The organism is Streptomyces sp. DSM 40868 (assembly GCF_011820545.1).
Classification (GTDB): domain Bacteria; phylum Actinomycetota; class Actinomycetes; order Streptomycetales; family Streptomycetaceae; genus Streptomyces; species Streptomyces eurythermus.
This window is the reverse complement of record NZ_CP050504.1, coordinates 2,887,623-2,906,141: the sequence shown is the minus strand read 5'-3', so window position 1 is coordinate 2,906,141 and position 18,519 is coordinate 2,887,623. Positions and strand designations below refer to the sequence as shown.

Sequence of the window (18,519 nt, the reverse complement as noted above, 5' to 3'; positions counted from 1 at the left end):
CTCGTCCGCTCACCTAAAATCCGGTATGAGGGCCAGCGGTTCCGTGTCACCCGGCAACGGGGTGATGAACCGCCGATCCAGGAAACGGTTACCGCGCTCACATGTGGTCTCGGACACGAACAGGCAGGAGTGGCAGGCTGCGCCGTGCAGGAAGTCCTCCGGCGCCTGGGGAAGCCGCTCGCCGCACAGCGGGTCTGAGGAGCACCGCCCCGCTTTGTGCAGTGCCGTGCGCACGATTCTCGTCAGCCGGCTCTCCCCGGTGCTCGGGTCCTGATCGGCGAGGGACACCAGGCCGCCGAGCGTGCCTTCAGCATCCGGGACCGCCGTGTAGATGAGGATGCCGGTCCGCCGCTCCTCGGCGTCGCCGCTGTAGATCCGCTCGGCCAAGCTCGCCGAGTTGTAACCGCACTCCATTGCGATGGTTCGGATGAGGAGATGGGAGAGTGTGTGCAGCGCAATGTAGCGGCTGCCCGGCCAGCCATGCATCGGGTCGGAACCGTCCTGGATGCGTTCGGACCTACGGTGTTCACGGAACCGACGGAACGCCGCCGCGTGGGCGGCGAGCGCCTCGCTCGACGCCACGCGCTGCTCCCAGTGCTCGATCAACTGATCGTCCACCTGCAGGAACAGCCCCTCGCCGCGAACCTCACTGGCCGGCACCCAGCCGCGTTCGCGCCGTCCCAGTTCGACCCGGGTAACCAGGCCCGGGTCTTCCGGGTCGGGCGCGTCGAGCCGGGTGAACCCGATTAGCGCCCGCACCTCGCGCAACCGTTCCACCTGCCGCACCCGGGAGAAGACGGAGGACAGGGGCTCACTGAGCGAGGCCTCCACCAGGGCGAAGTCCTCGGTCGGGTCGGCGATCTTCGCTGCGGACAGCACCTGCCACTCCGGGGTCAGCAGATCCGGAGGACCCGGCTGCTGCTCGGCCTCGCCCTCCTCACCGGAGAGGGCCGCCCGGTAGGCGGAGATGGCCTGCCAGACCTGTGCTGGCTCGTAGTCCCGCAGATAGCGGTGGTGCTTGGACTTCTTGGCGAACATGGCGATCTCATGCTCGTCCTCGAAGTCCTCCAGGTCCGGCCAGCGTTCCTCGACGAGCTTACGCAGCGAGTCGGCCCCGGTGTCGGGTAGTGCCAGCGCGCTGAGCGTCACGGGGAACCATTGGTTGGACGCCCCCACGACCAGCAGATAAGGCTGCTCGCCACAGTTGTCGTAGACGCCGTCGAACTGCGGGTGCCGGCCGCGGCAGCGGGGCAGGTTCTCCCGGCCCTTGTCGCCCATTGCGTCCCGGATGTTGCGCTTGGCTTTCTTGCAGACCAGGCATTCGAGAGAGACGTTCGCCGCGAGGTTGCCGCCCCTGTCGCGCATACGCAGCGTCGGGTACGTCGTGTCGGGGCAGCTCCGCCCCTCGTGGACGAACTCCGTGTACGGGAATTCGTCGAGGTGTCCCCTGGTGCAGGCGAGGGCGAAGCGGGCGGCCACGGCGAGGGGCTTGCGGCCCTTCTTCTTCCGGTAACAGTTCTCGTGGTAGAAGCGCGCCTCGTCGGGGCGCCGGGGGTTGTTGTTCTCGAACCCCCACTTGCCCGAGCCCAGGGAGGCCAGCTCATTGCACGCGGTGCAGCGCAGCCACTGTGGGAAGGGGGTCACAGGCACCCCGATCCTCGCCGCGTGTCCCTTCGGGTCGGTGTCGGTGCCGGGAATCCACGGCGCAGTGCGCAACTCGGTCACCTGGTGGGGGCCATAACGGCGCAGTGTCCTGTTGATGGCCCCGCGCAGCCGGGGCTCCTCGATCACGGGATCGGGCACACCCGCGTAGCTCCAGTGGTCGAGGCCCTTCACCATGACGGAGAAGTTGGGCAGGTCGACGAGCGCGCCGACGCCGCCGGTGAACATGAGGTGGCTCGGCCGTACGGCACCCACCCGCCTGAAGTACCCACCGCTCATGACCGCTGCCCCCTGGCCCCCGTGCCGTTGCCCTCGGAGTCCGGCACCTCGCCGAACTCGTCGCCGCCCACCGTGTCCGCGCTGTCTCCGCCACCTGTCTCGTTCGACGGCCCGAACTCCCATGCCTTGCCGGCCGGGGCCGTCAGCACCGTGTCGGCGGGCAGCAGCATGTTGATCTCGTTCTCCGTCTCACGCATCGACTGGGCAACGGTGAGAACGTCCCATCCGCTGCCGTCCGCGTTGCGCAACAGCCCCAGAAGTGTCTGCTTCTTCCGGGTCTGGCCCCGGTAGCCGAGCCTGCCCTGCTCGCCCTTCTTGGCCAGCCAGGCATCGCGCAGAGTATCGATGCGCTCGGCGAGGTACTGGCGGGCGCGCTCTCCGTCCACCGACTCGGCACGTGCCAGCAGCCGCCGCTCGACCTCCCGCACCCGCGGGTCGTCGAGGTCGACTGCCTCCGCGTCCACGTTGTCGGAGAACTCGTCACAGGCCTGCCGAACAGCCGAGACGTACGTGGCGGTGGTACCCCGGTCGAGCGCCCGCCGGGTGAAGGGAGTCACCGACAGCGCCTCGACCTGCCGGTAGAACGTGGCGTGGTAGTGCTCGAAGTCCTCGAAGTGGGCGAGATCCCGGGGACGTGCCCAGTTGTAGAGCGTGATCACGATCCCGGGCCGCTTTGCCTGACGTCCGACACGTGACGAGGCCTGGATGTATTCGGCGGTGTTCTTCGGCTGTCCGGTGACGACCATCAACCCGAAGCGGGAGACGTCCACACCGACCTGCAGCATCGACGTGGCCAGCACGTAGTCGACCGGCTTGCGGTGCGGCAGGGAGGGCAGGACCCGCGGCTGGCGAGTCTTCCCCGCGTCCCGGAACTCGTCGATGATCGCCTGCTTGCGCACCGACGTGTCGTGCTCCGGGTTGAAACCGATCTCCAGCCGCTTGAGGGTGGCGCTGATGTCGGCTGACGAGATGCGGGAGGTCAGCTCCTGAAGGTTGAGCATGTCGGTGTCGCGCAGCAGCCGGTTGGCGATACCCCGGCGGCGCCCGTTGGCCCGCAGCCGGCTCGGCACGTCGTCGTCGAGGACCCGCCGCATGCCGGCGAGCTCCTTGGTCGCGTTGAAGTACCCGACCACCGTCATGTACGGATCGGCGGGCGCGCCGTAGAGGTCGAACATGTGCTGCCCGGCCAGCAGCAGGATCTCCGCGATCCGGATCTCGGCGGCCTTCATGCGCACACCATGCGCGCACACCCCGTAGTAACGCCGCCCCGGGTTCTCGCGGGTGATGTCCACCTGCTGGGAGAAGAAGGTGTCCCCGACGTCCACCACTTGCGGTGGGAAGATCGCCAGGTCCCGGGCGAAGACCCCCAGTACCTGGGCACGGGCGTTGCGCGTCGTGGCCGTTGACGCGACGATCTTCGGCCCGGTCTCGCGGAGCTCCCCTCGCGCGTCCCTCACTCGCCAGGTGCACAGCTGGTCGACGGCCGACTCGAACAGTCCCACGGTGGTGCCCAGCGCCCCGGAGATCAGGTGTAGCTCGTCCTGGATGATGAGGTCCGGCGGCCGCAGCCGTCGCGGCATCGGCCGGCTCGTCACGGCTTTGTGCCTGTCCTTGGCGTTGTGCCGGGAGCCGCAGCCGATCTCCTCGTCGAGGTCGTCGTGGCGGTAGCCGTGCCGCTCGCAGTACTCGGTCACGCGTCCGAACAGCAACCCCGCGTAGCCGCGCCACGGCAGCTGCGCGAGTTTGTCCACGGTCGCGATCAGCAGACTCGGCACCAGCCGGTAGATCTCCTCGTCGACCGTGAGGATCGGCAGCCCCTCACGGGGTGCCAGCACCCGGGAGAACGGGCAGGGCTCCGCGTCCTCACCGCGCGGGCAGTACACGAGGATCCGCCGCCGCACGTCGTCCGGCGTCACGTCCCGCCACGCCCGCAGCTCCTCGCCGCACCACGGGCAGGACAGCACCTGCAGCACGTTCGCATGCTGTCCCGAGGCGGACTCGGTGGCCTCGGCGATCTGCTGTGCCGCGTCTCCATACCAGTTCGGCGACACACCGGCGCCTACCCACAGGCCGATGCGGAACGGCCGGCTGCCCCAGACGTTCTCGTCCTCCCTGCGCAGCACCTCCGCCGCGCATACCAGGGCCGAGGCCCGCTGGAACTGCTGGGCGGTCAGCAGCCGTAGGGTGTAGCGCATCAGTGCGGCCACACCGTCACGCCCCTCGCGGGCGTCCTCCCCCTCCCCGACGACCTTCTGCAGCCGGCGGATGGCGAACGTGTAGGCCGCCAGGCCCAGGTAGGCCTCCGTCTTGCCGCCACCGGTGGGGAAGAAGAGCAGGTCGACCGTGGCGGTACTGTCCGCCCGGCGCTCCTTGTGCGCGGGGTCGGTGAGCGAGCACAGATTGAGCAGCACGAACGCCAGCTGGAAGGGGTACCAGCTCGCGGCCGCGGCGCCGCGGCTGTCGACCTCGGCGTACGCCGCCGCGTATGTGGGCGGGTTCTCGCCGCCCTCGGCCCGCAGCGCAGCCGTCGCCGTGGCCCGCCGCTGCATTGCCATCGCCCGATTGGCGAAACGGAACGCGCGCAGCGCGTCGCGGTCGGCGTGCAGCAGGTCGATGCCGAGTGCGATCCTGGCGCACGCGTCGCGCGCCTCCTCGACCGCCCGTTGCGCGGCGGTGCGCAGCTCGCCGGAGAGCGACTGCGCCTTGACGGCCTGCTGCTCCAGCCAGCCGTCGTAGCCGTCGGCCAGCGGTTGCAGAGCCTTCAGCAGCTCATCGCGGCGCTCCCACACCGCCAGTTCGGCGAGCTTGTCCATGCTCACTTCGAGTCCCGCCAGGAGCGGCTGCTGCGCCGTGCTCGGTGCGACCGTGGCGGGCACGTCCTTCACCGGAAGCCAGGTCGTCTCCAGCTTGACCGCACGGCGTCCCTTCGGCAGGACTTGCGCGTGCACGGCGACGTTCCGCCCGTGCGCGTGCTTCAGCTCCTGCCGGTACAGCAGCCGCAGATGCTGCTCCTCGGGGCTCTCCTGGGGCCGTCCGGGGTCATCGGACAGCGGGTCGTCGATCGGCAGGAAGACGCTGGACTGCCCGTCGAAGGAGGTGACCTCGAGTTTCGTCTGGAACAGCCACTGTCCGTCCCGCTGCTCGCGGGACTCCTCCAGTGCGTTGATCAGCGACAGGTCGACGAAGCGCAGGTTGTCCGCGCCGTCGACCGTGCCGGGCCGCTCCCGCACGTGCACGTCGAGCCGGATGCAGGGAAGGTTCGGATCGCTCTCGTCGACGCCCTCCAGCACCTTGCGGCGGGTGCCCGGCACGTCGACGGGAATGTCCACCTCGTGCCGGACCGGCTCCCGCGACCATGTGCGGACTGTGCGACCGTCGTCGGTCTTGCCGTCGCTCTGCCGGTACCGTCCCCAGGAGGCGACCACACTGAGCATGCCCACGTCGGCCGGTACCAGGAAGCTCAGTCCCATGGACGACGCCCACAGCCGTCCGGCCGCCTGAGGGGTGAGCCGGTCCGTGAGTTCCGCGTCCTGCCCGTCACCCTCCCCGCCGACCTCGGTCTCCGCCTGGCCGGCCGCGACCCTCACCGGCTGGTCGGTCGGCGCCGGACGGGGTCCGAGCAGTCCGACGAGGTAACGGTCGCGGGGACCCGCGCTGTTGGGCGGCAGAGTTTCGGTCTCGTCGCCCGCCCACGGCCCCAGCAGGTCCCATGAGATCAGCTTGCCGAGCTGCTCGCGGACGTCGTACGACGAGCCGGACCGGAAAGTCTGGGGAACCTCGTCGACGGGGTGGGGAACGCCGGGCGTCGGAGCGGCGGCGTTCTGTGGTGACGGCATGCGCATTTCCCTCCCTGGGCACCGATGGGCACCCGCGAACAACGATAGGGCGGTCCACCGACAGCGCGGTGTCCGCACAAACTGCGCATGCTAAGAATGACAGCTGTGTACTCAGTTCACAAGCGTCTTCCTCTGTTGTCTCACGTAGGGTGCAGGCTGAAGGCGTCACCTGACTTACGGTCAACCATGGTGCGTCCAACACAGTTGTTGTGGGGTGGGAAGTGGACAACGGCAGGGAGTTCTCCGACGCCGGAGCCGAGTGGTGGGAGAACATCATCCAGGAACTGGCGTACGAACTGGACTCCGCCTGCCCGGGAACGGAACGATTCCTCCCCGAAGACCTGGGGAACCCCACCCTCGTACAGGCCATGCTGATGGTCCGCACGGCGTTGCGCGACCAGCGGGGGACCGCGGCCACCGACATCGCCGACGAGCTCTACTCGCTCTGGCCGAACCGGGAACCACCCCTGGAGGACTGCGCCGACCTGGTCGCGAGCCTCCTCCGTCACCTGCACGAGCACGAGCACGCGCTCCCGCTGTTGCGCTCCTGGCGGACGTCCGACTTGTGGACCGGCTTCCTCCAGCTGTACACCGCACGACGTGCGGCAGCCGTCGGAGCCCTGCGCACGGCGCGCGAACTGGACGAACGCTGGATGCTCGATCCGTGCGTGATGAGCGACGGATCCTTGGACCGGCCCTTGGATCCGGGAGCCCGGTGGCAGTCCTTCGCCGCCTACCTGCGCACCACCCAGCGGGACAACGTCACGGGGGCCGCCCTCGGACTGCTGGACCGAGCACCAGTGGCCCGGCACCTGACCGGATCGGCCCAGTGGCTCGGGGAGTACCTCGGAGAGGCGCGACACCTCGTCGCGCTCGGCAGCGAGGCGCAGGCCGCGGAATACGTCCGCCGCCGGGCCGACGAGTTGAGCTCCGGCACGGGCGGCGGCCTCTGGAGGGACGTGGCGGCCGCGGCGGCGGACTACGCCCGAGTCCGGGAGCGGGTGCGCGAGGGCCTCACGACCTACGAGCAGGAACTGTTCCGGGCGGCGCACGACGACCGGAAGCGGGACCAGGAGCTGATGCTGGAGACCTATCTCGTACGGGACGGCGACGCCGGCCCCCACCCGAGACCCCTCCTGCCGGGCTCGCAGGCGCCGGCACCGGGCTGGATGACGACCATGATCGAGCTGCGCGCAGGGTCCGCCCGGGGCACGACACCGACGACCTTCACCTGGCACTCCCTCCCCGGCCACACCCCCTGGTGGTTCTGCGCGGTGCGTCCCGGCCCCGAGGAACGCATGGCGGCCAGGCTCGGCCACGACGGCCGGATCCAGTTCGAGGTGGACAAGGAACGGCCGGGAGACCTGCTCATCGGCCTGCCGGACGACGAACCGGAGAGCTTCCTCCATCACCTACGCTTCCAGTACGACGAGAACGACCCCGACGACCTGTCCAGGCTGTTGATGCTCGCCACGACCGGATGGGCCCGACTCGACATCCTGGCCGCCAGGAAGGCGGGCGGGCTGCGGACGTTGCGCACGATCAGGGTGGACGTACCCGAGCCGCTGAGGGACTTGTGCGGGGAGTACGCATACGCCCGGCTGAAGCGGCTGAGCGGAATGGTGGACAAGCCCGACGCGGAGGCCCCGGCGGTGGGGCAGGAGCCGCGTGGTGCCGGGCTGCGGCTGGACGGGCGAGACGAAGGGGGCGCCTCGCTCTACGAGGTCCCGCCAGCCGAGCAGGAGCAGGCTTCGGCGGTCTTCGACGGGGGACTCTTCCAGCGCGACGACACACTGTTCTGAGCGCGTGGCCGACTCCGAGGTTCAGGGCCGCTCTGCAGGGGACCGAAGACGACCGACGTTCAGTTAATACCAGACCGACTTGCCGGTGGACGGTACGGCTCGACACCCCAGCGGGCGTAAACCCGTGCCCACCCTCGGGCTGCACGGCGACAAGGCCGTTGCACGAATCGGCGTAGGCTGGGACGTCGTCCACCGTGGGCCGCAGGTGAAAGCCCCGCCCGTGCAGTCAACGAGCAGTTGATGGCTGATTGGTCACCGGTGTTTCCACAGAGCACGAAGGCGAAGCACGTCCACGGCCCATTCACTCCGGAGAGTCGTATCCGAGAGGGAAACGTCCCGGTCGAGAGAGAAGGCCACGTGCCGGTACAAGGGATGGATCTCGCTGTCTCCTACGACGATGAGGCTCGACAACAGGGGTTCATCGGCCGGAGTGCCACGGTCTACAGCGACGAGGACCTCGCCTTGATCATCCGGGTGAAGGCGAGGAAGGACACTCTCCCCGAGCCGCCGTCGTAGGTCACTCCACGTTGTCAGGGACTGACCCCGTGCGGTCTGCTCCAACAAGGGCCGCACGACGGAGGCGAGATGGAGAACCTGTGACCGGGAGAGCCGCCCTTCGGTTACAGGCTCGTCTTTGGACGGATCGCTGTCTGAAGTGAGCTGCTCCGCCTCGCGTCGTGCCTGGAGATGCCGCTGCCATTTGGCGAGATCCTTGCGCTCTGAGTCGGACAGCGTGACGCGTTCGCTCAATGCCTTCGCTTCCGCAAGCAGGGCCGCCAGGCCGTCGGTGCTGATGGTGTCCTTCTCCTCCCGCATCTGGTGGATCAGACGACGGCAGCGCTTGAGAAGCGCCGAGGAGCGGTTGGGTTGCTGCACGCCTACCCACGTCCTCATCTCCGCGACGATCGCCTGGTTCCGGTGCTGGGCTGCGGGAGAGAGTTGTGTTCTGTGGAGGGGACCGGCCATGCGGTAGATCTCTTCCGCCCGGTCGACGTCCAGCACGCGCTGTGCCTCCCTGAACTGCTCGACCAGGGACTCGAACTGTTCGGCGGCCACATCCTTGGGCGACTTGTGTACCGCTGCTTCGGTCGGCTGCGCCGAGGGCGCATGCTCGGCGACGACACGCGGTGAAGCCGGTTGTGCAGGCTCAGGCGTCTTTGCCTCGGGAACCGGCTCGAGGGTGAAGTGGTCCTCCGTTGTCCTGATGGCCCGCAGCAAGAGCTGAGCATGGTGACTCAGCGAACCACTGTGACTATTCAACTGGTCGGCGTAGGTTGTCCCCTTGGTCTTTGCGGCGTAGTGAGCATCGAGGCGTGCCCTGGCTTTCTTCATGGCCTTGGACAACCTCGTGTGATCGGGGCCGCTTGTCACACGCAACAACTCCTGCCCACGGGCCATGGCGCTGATGAGCTGTTGGAGACCGCCCTCCAACGTCTTGGGACGCCGTGAGTCGGGAGTGGTCGGGCGTCCCTTGGGTCGTGACACCGCCGGAGGTTTGGCTGGCTGGCCATCGGCGCCGATGGCCAGCCGGGCCGGGATCATGCGGATACGTGATGTGCTGTGAGCGTGGTAGGCGCGATCCTTTTCGCGGTCACACCACAGCCTCAAGGTGATGTCATCGGCGGGGGCATGAATCCCGAGTTCGCGGATGATCGTGGTCATATCCGGCAGCGGGCGGCCGCCGGAGTCGCGTACCAGAGCCGAGAGCACGGGCTTGTCCGGGGTGACGGGACGATCAACGGCGATGAGCAGGTCCCGGCGTTCGGCGGGGGACAGCCGCATCAGGTTGAGTTTCGCAACGGCTCCCAGCGTGCTCCACGTCGTGGGGGTGCGACGCTTGGCGAAATCCTCCAGCGCTTTGCGAACCCGGACCACCATTTCGGGATCCGGCCTTGTGGGAGCAGCACCACTCGACGATTGCGTTGAGCCGACTCGGCCGTATACGGCAGTGTCCTGCTCCATGGCGGTGCGCTGGGCGGGGACAGGAACGTCTGACGCTCTCCCCACCCGTTGGGCAAGAGCGATGCCGGGGCGCCACAAACCGGTGCGCTCCGCCTCGATGCCGCCGAGCTGAACGACGCCATCGGCCCGCACCGCCCACTGCACGCCGTCTCGCGGATCGGGATCGGTGAGGAGGAGACGGGCCACTCCGTACAGCCGGTACACATGCTGCTCGGTCGGCATAGGAACGTCGTTCGGGAGGGACACGTGCGCTCGGATGATCCTGCTGCCAGCGGGCTTTACGTCCGCGGTGATGATGTAGCGGCCCTCGGCGGCGAGTGGGGAGTGCTTGGGCGCCGGCACCTTGGCGTCGATTGCAAAAACGATCTGGTCGGCCCGGAGGGGGAACGTTGCGGGCCGGAGCCAGGCACCTTTGCCGCGCTGAATCGCACTGTCGTCGCCGAGTAACTCCTCCAGTACTGGGGTGACCAGCCCGTCAGGAGTGAGTCGGCAATCGTCCAGAGCTGACCAGACAACAGGCCGATCGGCACGTTCGACCCCGATCAGGACGCGTCGGTCCGAACCGTGCGTCTCACATTTCACGCGGAGCGCGTAACCCTGCCGTTGCACCATGTTGGCGGAGATCGGCCCTTCAGAGCTGAAGACCCAGTCCATCTGCTCGCAGGGCGTGCTGAGTTCCTGTTCGGCCCGGTACCAGGTGCGGTAGTCCTGGGGGCAGAGCTGGAAGCGCATCCGATGACGGGTCTTGGGGAGCCACAAGTCCACCGCATCGCCGGGACTGGTGCCGAGGTTGCGAAGCTTCGCTTGGACCCGAATTCCCTGTGCCTTGAGCCAGGCCGTCAGGTCCCTCTTGATGAAGAGATGGTCGGCGCTGTCGACGCCGTTCGCGACGCGATCACACACGGGGGCGGTGCCGGTGTGGTCCGGGTAATGGGCGAAGTGGCAGACCTTGGTCTCGTACCGCTTGGTCATCAGCTCCCCGCCGCAACCGCCGAGTAACGTGCCGCACCAGAATCGCTTGCCGTGGAAGTGCCGGCGGAACCGATCAAGGTTGTGCGGCTCTTCGGGGAGGATGACCGGCTGATCCGAATCCTTCGTGCCGATGACGGCCGTCTGGACGAGCCGGGTGTCGACTACAGCCATGACACGCTCCACTGGGCGAAAGTGAACGGGGTCTGGGTGTTGCGCGTGGGGGGAGGGCGGGTCGCCGCCCGGTGTTGTGGGTGGCGGCGACCCAGGTGGTGCTCGGATCAGAAGAGGGCGTCCTGGGGCGGAAAGAGCCCGTCGTCATCGAAACTCTGCGCTGGGGCGCCCTCCTTGGTGCCGGGGATTTCCTCTCGTTGCGCCTTCTTGGCCTCGCCCTGCGCCCGCTTTCCCATGCTCCCGGACTTGCCCTTATGAAGTCCAGTAGCGACCTCGGCGGCATATCGCTCCTGATTCAACTCGCGGAGGCGATCGATGATTTCGGTGCGGACCGTCAAGTCAACCGTGTAGCGTGTTCCTTGTTCGGTTTCCTGGAAAGTGTGGCCTAGTCCTTCAGGAGTTTCTAGGAGGTCGTCCCAGCCGTACGCGCGGACTGTTGATTCATCGATGAGACATTGAATGTTTCTAATTTTAACGATATCGCCATCATGGCAATCAGGGTTATGGATTAGGTTATATAGATCAGTAAGGCCGATGTTCCGTTGGTGGGTTACGTGGCGTCGTGAATCATGCAGTTCCTTACCGACCTCTTGTAGTAGAGCGCGGCGGCCCGGAAGTGGGAGGGGGTAATTTTCGAAGCATCTCGGCACTTGGTACCGGGGATCGTTCTTCATGGATGTGCCGTTAATGATGGCCCACCAGTAATGGGCGAAGCTCGCCAGTGTGGCGAATGTGCCGTAGTCAGAAAAAGGAAGTATGACAACGCTATCGCCAAACGTTGGGCCGACCGGCACCATCACGGGCGTCATTGTCTTGCTGGTGTATGCGAACGCGATGACAGAGTCTAGTTCGCTGATTCGTCTGTACAGCTCAACTGCTGGACGGCCAAATTGCCACCAATTCGGGTTGTCCTCCTCTGAGGAGCCAACTCGTTCGAGTGGGATCCTCTTGTAGAGGTAAGAAAAAGGTTCGGTGTATGTCTTGGCCTGTTCTTCATGCCAGTCTTGGAAATTGATGATGCTCCGTCGTGCGCTCTGATCTGGGGTGCCGTAGAGGTCGCTGCCAGTCAAGTAAGGCCTGACAACCTCGGCATTCCTTGGGTTGGAAGCAATGAGCATCCGTGCGGTTGTAGTATCGAGGATAAACCCTTTGGCTGACGGCTTACTTCCCTGTAGGCCGCGGTTGCTGTTCTCGGCTAGCCGAACGGGTTTCCAATCTGAGCGGCTGGCGGGTGTGAGAGTCGGCGTAATCCTGGGAACCTTTGCTGCTCCTAGGGTTACTGTCCCATGCCACTGATCAGAACTCAGGTGGAATTGAATGATGTACACGGATGCGCTGTGGCTCGGCCATGGATGCCTGGGGATAGCCTTGTAAATGACCCATCCTGCGCTGGTCAGGTTTCCGAGGCTTACCTCCATGCTGGTGCCTTGGGCTACGCCGTGCGTCGTTACTAGGCCGATCTTTCCGCTGGAATTCGTGATTGTTGCGGCTCGGCGGGTGAAGAATGCGGCTAGATCCGCTCGATCCGTTTCGAATCCAGCGATCGAATCTGCCACGTAGTGCCGGTAAGCAATGCCCATGGGGGCGGAGATTTTAGTCCCGCCCAGGAAAGGAGGATTCCCAATCACCGCATCAAACCCACCCCCCTCAAACACCTCCGGAAACATCAACGGCCAATGCACCGGCTCCCTCTCGAACCCGCCCTCAGGCAGATCCGTGGCCAGCCACTCCCGGGCCAGTGAGCGGGCCTCCTCCGTGGCTCCCTCAAGCCCCTTCGCCACGGCGAAGCCCATGCCCGCCGCAGCCATCGGAGCCTCGGACCGTTTCAGGGACCAGCCGTGCCGGGCCATCTCCTTCTTCAGAGACTCCCGAGCCGGCAGCGGACCACTGCCGTGCGAGGCAAGAGCGGCTCCCGCCGTCAGGTCGGCGAGAAGGTTGGCGCGCGCCGTCCGCTCCCTAACGTCGGCCAGTATCGACCGCTTGTCCGCGATGTCCTTCAGCGTCTCGCCCGGCATGTCGCCGATCCGCTTGCGGTCCTCGGCGAGTTCGTGGACCAGCTCGCGCACGCCCGCCGTGAAGTCGATGACGCCCCGCTTGTGCCGCTCGCGGCCCCGCCGGGCGTCGAGGTCCATGACCTCCAGCTGCTCCAGGGACGTGATGCCCAGCAGCGAGTCGCCCGCCACCAGCCGGTCGTCCAGGAAGGTGAAGGGCCGTTCCGGGTCCATCGAGATCAGCCACAGCGACAGCTTGGCCATCTCTACGGCCATCGGGTTGATGTCCACGCCGTAGAGGCAGTGCTCGATGATCAGGCGTCGGGCGCGGATCACGACCGGGTCGCTCTCCGCGTCTGCCGCCGTGACCGCGCCCGCCTGATCGCGGTGACTGCCGCGGAAGGCCAGGGCCTCCTCGTCACCCTCCTCGACCCAGGCGTCGATCAGCTTGTCCGCGAGGTAGCGGCAGGCGGCGACCAGGAACGCCGCCGACCCCATCGCGATGTCCGCGACCTTGAGGTTGAGGATCTCGTCCGCCTTGACGAGCTTCCACTGCTTCTTCTCCGCCGTCTGCAACGGGCCCGGACGGTAGACCAGCGGCTCCAACGCTCCCTCGGCGACCTGCTGGGCCAGGGCTCGCGGCGTGTAGTGGGTGCCGGTGTTCTTGCGGAGGCGGGACTCCGTGACGTACAGGCCGTCCTCCGGGATCACCACGGGCAGGCCGCGCAGGTCCTCGCGGAGCAGGCCGTGGAAAGGGAGGATTCGCTCGGCCAGTTCGCGGTCGTTCTCGGTCACCGCGAGAAGGCGGTGAAGGGCCTTGCCCCGCGCCTGTTCGTCGCCGGGGGCGAGCAGCTTCTCCATCTTCGACGCCGTGGCCGGCGGCTTGGGGTCCTTGAAGCGCTCGTACAGCTTCTTTGCGAGGCCGGGCAGGTCGGACTTCTGGCCGGGGACGGCGCGCGCGCCCACGCCGAACGGCGCCGCCAGTGTCTCCAGTTCGGTCAGGCCCACCTCGTGTTCCAGGCCAGGTTTGCCGATGAGCCCGAGCACGGTGTCCTGGGCGCGCTTGCCGTCGTAGGAGAGCAGGCCCTCGTACACGTAGCCGATCTGCTCGACGTCCAGGGCACGGAAGGTGAGCCGACGCCGCTCCTTGTTGACGACGACGAACTGCACCGAGTCGAGGACGTGCAGGACGGTGCGGTCGTCGATCGGGAGGAGAGAGGTGTGACCGTCGGCGGCGCGTGTGGTGTCGGGGTCCGTACCGTCCGCGCCCTCCGGGACCGCCTCCAGCCAGGGGAAGCGCTTGGGGTCGAAGATGGAGCCGTCGTACGCGGGCAGGGTGAGCAGCGGGTGGTTCACTCCGCCGTGCACGGCGTGGAAGAGCGCGATCAGCCGGTGCCATGCGGCCGTGGTGTGCTCCAGCGAGTCCTCGCCGTCTGCGCGGCGGCGTTCGTCCAGCGTCTCGTACAACCGCCCGGCCGAGTACGCCTCCGCGTACAGCTCGTTGTCGGCGGGCAGCAGGCCCCGTTCCTCCGCGAAGAGCAGGAAGACGACGCGCATCATGACCGCGACGGCTCCCCGGTAGACCTCGCTCGCCGGTACGCCCGACAGGCCCTTGCCGCCGCGCTTGACCATCTTGGCCTCGGCGCGGCCGATGGAGTCCACGAGGAGTTCGACGGCCTGGCGGACCTGGACGCCGAGGGCCTCGGTGACGTCTTCCTGGCCGTCCAGGCTCTCGCGCAGCAGCGCGGGGAGGAGCTCGTCCTCGGGGCGTCCGAAGAACCGGCCGCGCCGCAGCAGGGACACCCAGGCGCGGACCGCCACCAGGTCCGCGGACTCGTTCCAGGCGATGGTGTCGAAGGTGGCACTGGTCGTGACGCCGCCGGGCGGCGCCCAGACCAGGGACCACCAGCGGCCGTCGGTGACCAGGCCCAGCTCGACGCCGTGGTGGCGCAGGACGTGGGCGAGCCGGTCGACTCCGCTCGCCGACCAGGAGTCGCCCTTGATGCGCCGGGTCGGCACGGTGTCGGGCGGCAGGACCAGGCCGAGGACCGGTACATGGCGGGTGAGAGCGGCGGTGTCCGGTTCGGTGGCGGGATCGGTTCCGGGCCGGACGAGTGCGAAGTCGGGGCGGATGGTGGTGTCGGACCCGGGTGGGCTGACGGCGAACCGGTCCAGCAGGGCGTCGTCCTCGGCGAGGCTCTCGCCGCTGTCGCCGAAGAGCCCGGTGCCCTCCCGCAGGTGCAGGGCGTCGCCCCACTCCAGCAAGGTCCGCAGCTGGAAGTCGATCCAGTCGAGACGGCCGGCGCCCTTGCGGTCGTCCTGCCAGATGCCGTGGTGGAGGCGGATGTCGGCGCGGCGCTCCTTGGGGACGCCCTCCAGCTGCGGCCAGGTGCGCAACAGGACCGGCAGGGTGAGGAAGGGGCCGGAAACCTCGACGAGGTTCAGCCAGTCCAGGTGCTGCTGTTTGCCGTCGGACGCCTTCGCGGCACGGATCGCGGCGGCGGAGGGGCGTCGGCCTCCAGAGCGGGGCGCGGGGCTCATCAGTAGGCCTCCTTGGAGGGGATGACGAAGACGACGGCGACCGGGAAGAGGTGGTCCTGCGGGTCGCGGTAGCGGGCGGCGATTGCGGCGAGTTCGCGCTTGCGCTCGTCCTCCAGACCGTCGAGCCGGGCCCGCCAGCGTTTGCGGTCGTCGGCGAGCTGGCGGCGCTCGTCGGGGTCCTTCAGCTCGTCCAGGCCGAACAGCGCGTCCGTCCCGCCCGCGGGGGAGGCTGTGCCGGGGAAGGTGTCGCCGAGCCGGTTCCGCAGTGTGCGCTGCAGGCGGTCCAGGGTGGCGTTGATGCGTTTCTCCTCGTCGGCCTGGCGCTCGGCCAGCCGGTCGATCAGGGATGCCTTGCGCTCCTTGCCGCGTGCCTCGATGGACTGGGTGAGGCCCTCGTACGTCTTCGGCCAGCTCTGCTGGAGGCGGTGGAGGAGACGGTCCCGGGCGGGGCGGCCCTCGGTGAGCGCGCGGTCCAGGATCGCACCGACCGCCTCCACCCCGCGCAGCCGGCGTTGCCAGCCGTTCTCCCCCAGCCAGCCGCCCGCGTGCAGAATCTCCTCGTGGAGGCGTTGCCCGTCCGTGCCGACGAGCACGAAACGCGCGTACGCGCCGACGAACGTGGTTTCCAGGGCGGGATCGTCGCTGACGACGGCCGTGATGCGGCGCAGATCGACGTTGTCCGCGTTCCACACGGCCGTGCGCAGCAGCCGGGTCGACATGGCGACCAGCGGGTGGTTCAGATGGGCCAGGACGATGTCGGGGCGCCCCGAAGCGGCCTTCGCGTCGAAGGTCACCGGACGCAGGACGTCGGGGCGGAGCTTGTCGGTCAGGCCGCGGGTGGCCCGCTCCCAGGAGCCGGTCAGCGGCGGCACGGTGAACAGGCCTTGCCGGAAGTCGTCCTCGGACTGCGGGTTCTCGTCCAAACACGGCACGAGGGGCTGCTGCCTCGCCAGATTAAGTGCCGTGTTGACGACGCGGGCGACCCGGTCCGGGGTGATGCCGAGGTCGGCGGTGGTCTGCTTCAGCTGGGCGCTCAGCCGCCGTACCTGCTCGGTTACGTTCTGCTCGGCGTCCACCTTGCCGCCGGTGGGGCGGCCCTTGATCTTCTTCGCTCGGGCGTGCTCGATGTCGAAGTCACCGAGCTGCCCGGTCATCCGCAGCTGCACCTTCTCGGCGAGGACGGCGTTCACCTCGCCGAGGTCCTCCTCCATCTGCGCGACCTTCCTCGCGATACGCGCGAGGAATTCCAGGTCTGCCTCGTACACATCGGTCCTGGCCCTGTCCCAGGCGGCGCCGACGAAGTGCATGATCTGCGGGTTGTGGCGCTGGCCGTAGCGATCGATACGGCCGATGCGCTGTTCCAGCTTGTTGGGGTTGAACGGGATGTCGTAGTTGATCAGATAGCGGCAGTGGTCCTGGAGGTCGATACCCTCGCTGGCGGCGTCGGTGGCGATGAGGATGCGGACCTTGCCTTCGGGGGTGTGGGGCGGTTCCTGGAAGGCGAGCCGGATCTGCTCCCGTTCCTCGGCGCTTTTCCCGCCGTGAAGGGTAAGGACGCGGCCCTCCTGCGCGAGACCCTCCTGCTGGAGCAGGGTCAGCAGCCAGTCCTGGGTGTCGCGGTACTCGGTGAACACGACGACCCGCTCGTTGCCCCACATCCCGCCGGTAAGGCAGATGGCCTTCAGGGTCTTGATGAGTTCCGTGGCCTTGGCGTCGGGGGACGCCTGGTGGGCCTGACCCCAGTGGGCCATCCGCTCCAGCAGCTCGGCCTCGTCCTCAGAGGATCCCGGGGTGACGGTGGCGGCGCGGATGATCGCGTCGTCCTCGGCCTCGGACAGCTCCTCGTCGTCGAGTTCGGCGGCGTAGTCCTCGTACTGCGCGATCCACAGCGGCGTCTCAACCGGGGCCTGGACGTCCTTGTCCCCACTGGACTTGTCTTTGGCACGCACCGACTCCAGATGGACGCCGACTGTGTGCGCGAAGGCGGCGGGGGAGGAGAACAGCCGCTTCTTCAGTAGCAGGGTGACCAGGTCGACGGCTTTGCGGCCGCCGCGCCGGTCGGGAGTGACACGCTTCTTGCGCAGCTCCGCGTAACGGGTCACCAGAGCGTGGATCTCACGTTCCGTCTCCGGGTATTCGACGGGCAGCGCCTTCGACTCCCGGGCATGGAAGCGCGGGTTTTCGTCCTCGTCGACCACGGAGGTCTTCAGACGTCGTACGACGGTGTCGGCGAGGGCGTCCGTGTCGGGCTCGACACCGCGGAAGAAGCGCTGGTTGTCGATGAGCTCCAGGAGCGCCGTGTACGACTCCTGGTAACCGTTGTGCGGGGTGGCGGAGAGGAAGAGCCGGTGCTCGAAGTGGGGGGCGAGGCGCCGAATCAGCTTGGTCTGCTGGGAGTCGACGGCGTAGACCTGCTTGGGGGCGCTCGGGGCGACATGGTGCGCCTCGTCCAGGATCAGCAGGTCGAAGGTCCGGCGGCCGGGGCGGCCCGGCAGCTCCGTTGTTCCGCCCGGTGGTAGCACCTCGTCGATGAGTCGCTGCGCCTTGGGCGTACGCAGCCAGGGAAGGCTGACGATGGTCAGCGGGAACACCCGGAAGGGGTTGGCGGCGCTGCTGTGCGTGCGCCGCAGCTCGGCGCAGCAGGCCGAGTCGACCACGGTGAACTCCAGGCCGAACTTGTCCGCCATCTCGTCGCGCCACTTGAGGGTGAGCCCGGCAGGACAGATGATCATGATGCGGTGGGCTCTGCCGCGCAGTCGTAGCTCCTCGGCGACCAGGCCGGCCTCCACGGTCTTGCCGAGACCGACGTCGTCGGCGAGCAGGAGGTTGACGCGAGGGGCGCCGACGGCGCGGGCGACAGGCTCGAGCTGATAGGGCTCGATGGCCACCCCGGACCGGAAGGGAGCCTGGAGCGTCTTGACGTCGGCGGAGGCGACGGCCGACCAGCGGACCGCATCAAGGAAGGCGGCGAGCTGCTCGGGCGGGTCGAACCGTCCCGCGGAAGCGTCGGGGAGGGAGCCGGCGGGGAGTACCCGGCGTCCCGGCTCCACCTCCCATATCACCGAGAGGGTGTCGCCGTAGCGGCCGTCGGCGACGGACTGCAGGTGCACCACCGTGGCATCACCAGCAGGGGCGACTTCGATGCCGGACACCACCCAGTTCTGGCCGCGCACCTGGACGAGATCGTTCTCCTTGGGCGGTGCGACGATCGCGGAGGCTCCGGAAGTACGGGTGGTACTGGGCATACGGATATCCTCCACTATTGGCGATACGGCGGTGCCTACCGGGACGCTCATACTAGCC

6 protein-coding genes are annotated in these 18,519 nt (G+C 67.7%); 1 reads left to right on the top strand and 5 read right to left on the bottom strand.

Going from position 1 to position 18,519, the window contains the following annotated elements; all coding sequences use genetic code 11:
• Nucleotides 1-9: 9 nt before the first annotated feature.
• The gene (locus HB370_RS13040) at nt 10-1,941 is read right to left on the bottom strand and encodes a DUF1998 domain-containing protein (RefSeq protein ID WP_030789818.1); all 1,932 of its coding nucleotides are present in this window, start codon (nt 1,939-1,941) and stop codon (nt 10-12) included.
• Nucleotides 1,938-5,777: a DISARM system helicase DrmA gene (drmA, locus tag HB370_RS13035; protein ID WP_078637719.1), complete on the bottom strand. Its 3,840-nt coding sequence runs from the start codon at nt 5,775-5,777 to the stop codon at nt 1,938-1,940. The genes HB370_RS13040 and drmA overlap by 4 nt, the downstream gene beginning before the upstream one ends.
• A gap of 221 nt (nt 5,778-5,998) precedes the next feature.
• Between drmA and HB370_RS13030 the strand changes: the two genes are divergently transcribed.
• Nucleotides 5,999-7,579 (top strand): hypothetical protein, encoded by a 1,581-nt coding sequence (locus HB370_RS13030; RefSeq protein WP_030789822.1) that lies wholly within the window; start codon nt 5,999-6,001, stop codon nt 7,577-7,579.
• A 252-nt stretch (nt 7,580-7,831) separates the two neighbouring features.
• Here HB370_RS13030 and HB370_RS13025 read toward each other — a convergent pair whose 3' ends face one another.
• The 3 genes from HB370_RS13025 to drmD all read right to left on the bottom strand — a co-directional run bounded on the left by HB370_RS13025 (nt 7,832) and on the right by drmD (nt 18,461).
• Nucleotides 7,832-10,684 (bottom strand): competence protein CoiA family protein, encoded by a 2,853-nt coding sequence (locus HB370_RS13025; protein WP_051816069.1) that lies wholly within the window; start codon nt 10,682-10,684, stop codon nt 7,832-7,834.
• Between the two features lie 107 nt (nt 10,685-10,791).
• A complete protein-coding gene (locus HB370_RS13020; protein WP_030789827.1) occupies nt 10,792-15,216 on the bottom strand; it encodes a DNA methyltransferase in 4,425 nt (1,474 codons plus the stop codon).
• The gene (gene drmD / locus HB370_RS13015; protein ID WP_030789830.1) at nt 15,216-18,461 is read right to left on the bottom strand and encodes a DISARM system SNF2-like helicase DrmD; all 3,246 of its coding nucleotides are present in this window, start codon (nt 18,459-18,461) and stop codon (nt 15,216-15,218) included. The genes HB370_RS13020 and drmD overlap by 1 nt, the downstream gene beginning before the upstream one ends.
• Nucleotides 18,462-18,519: the final 58 nt, after the last annotated feature.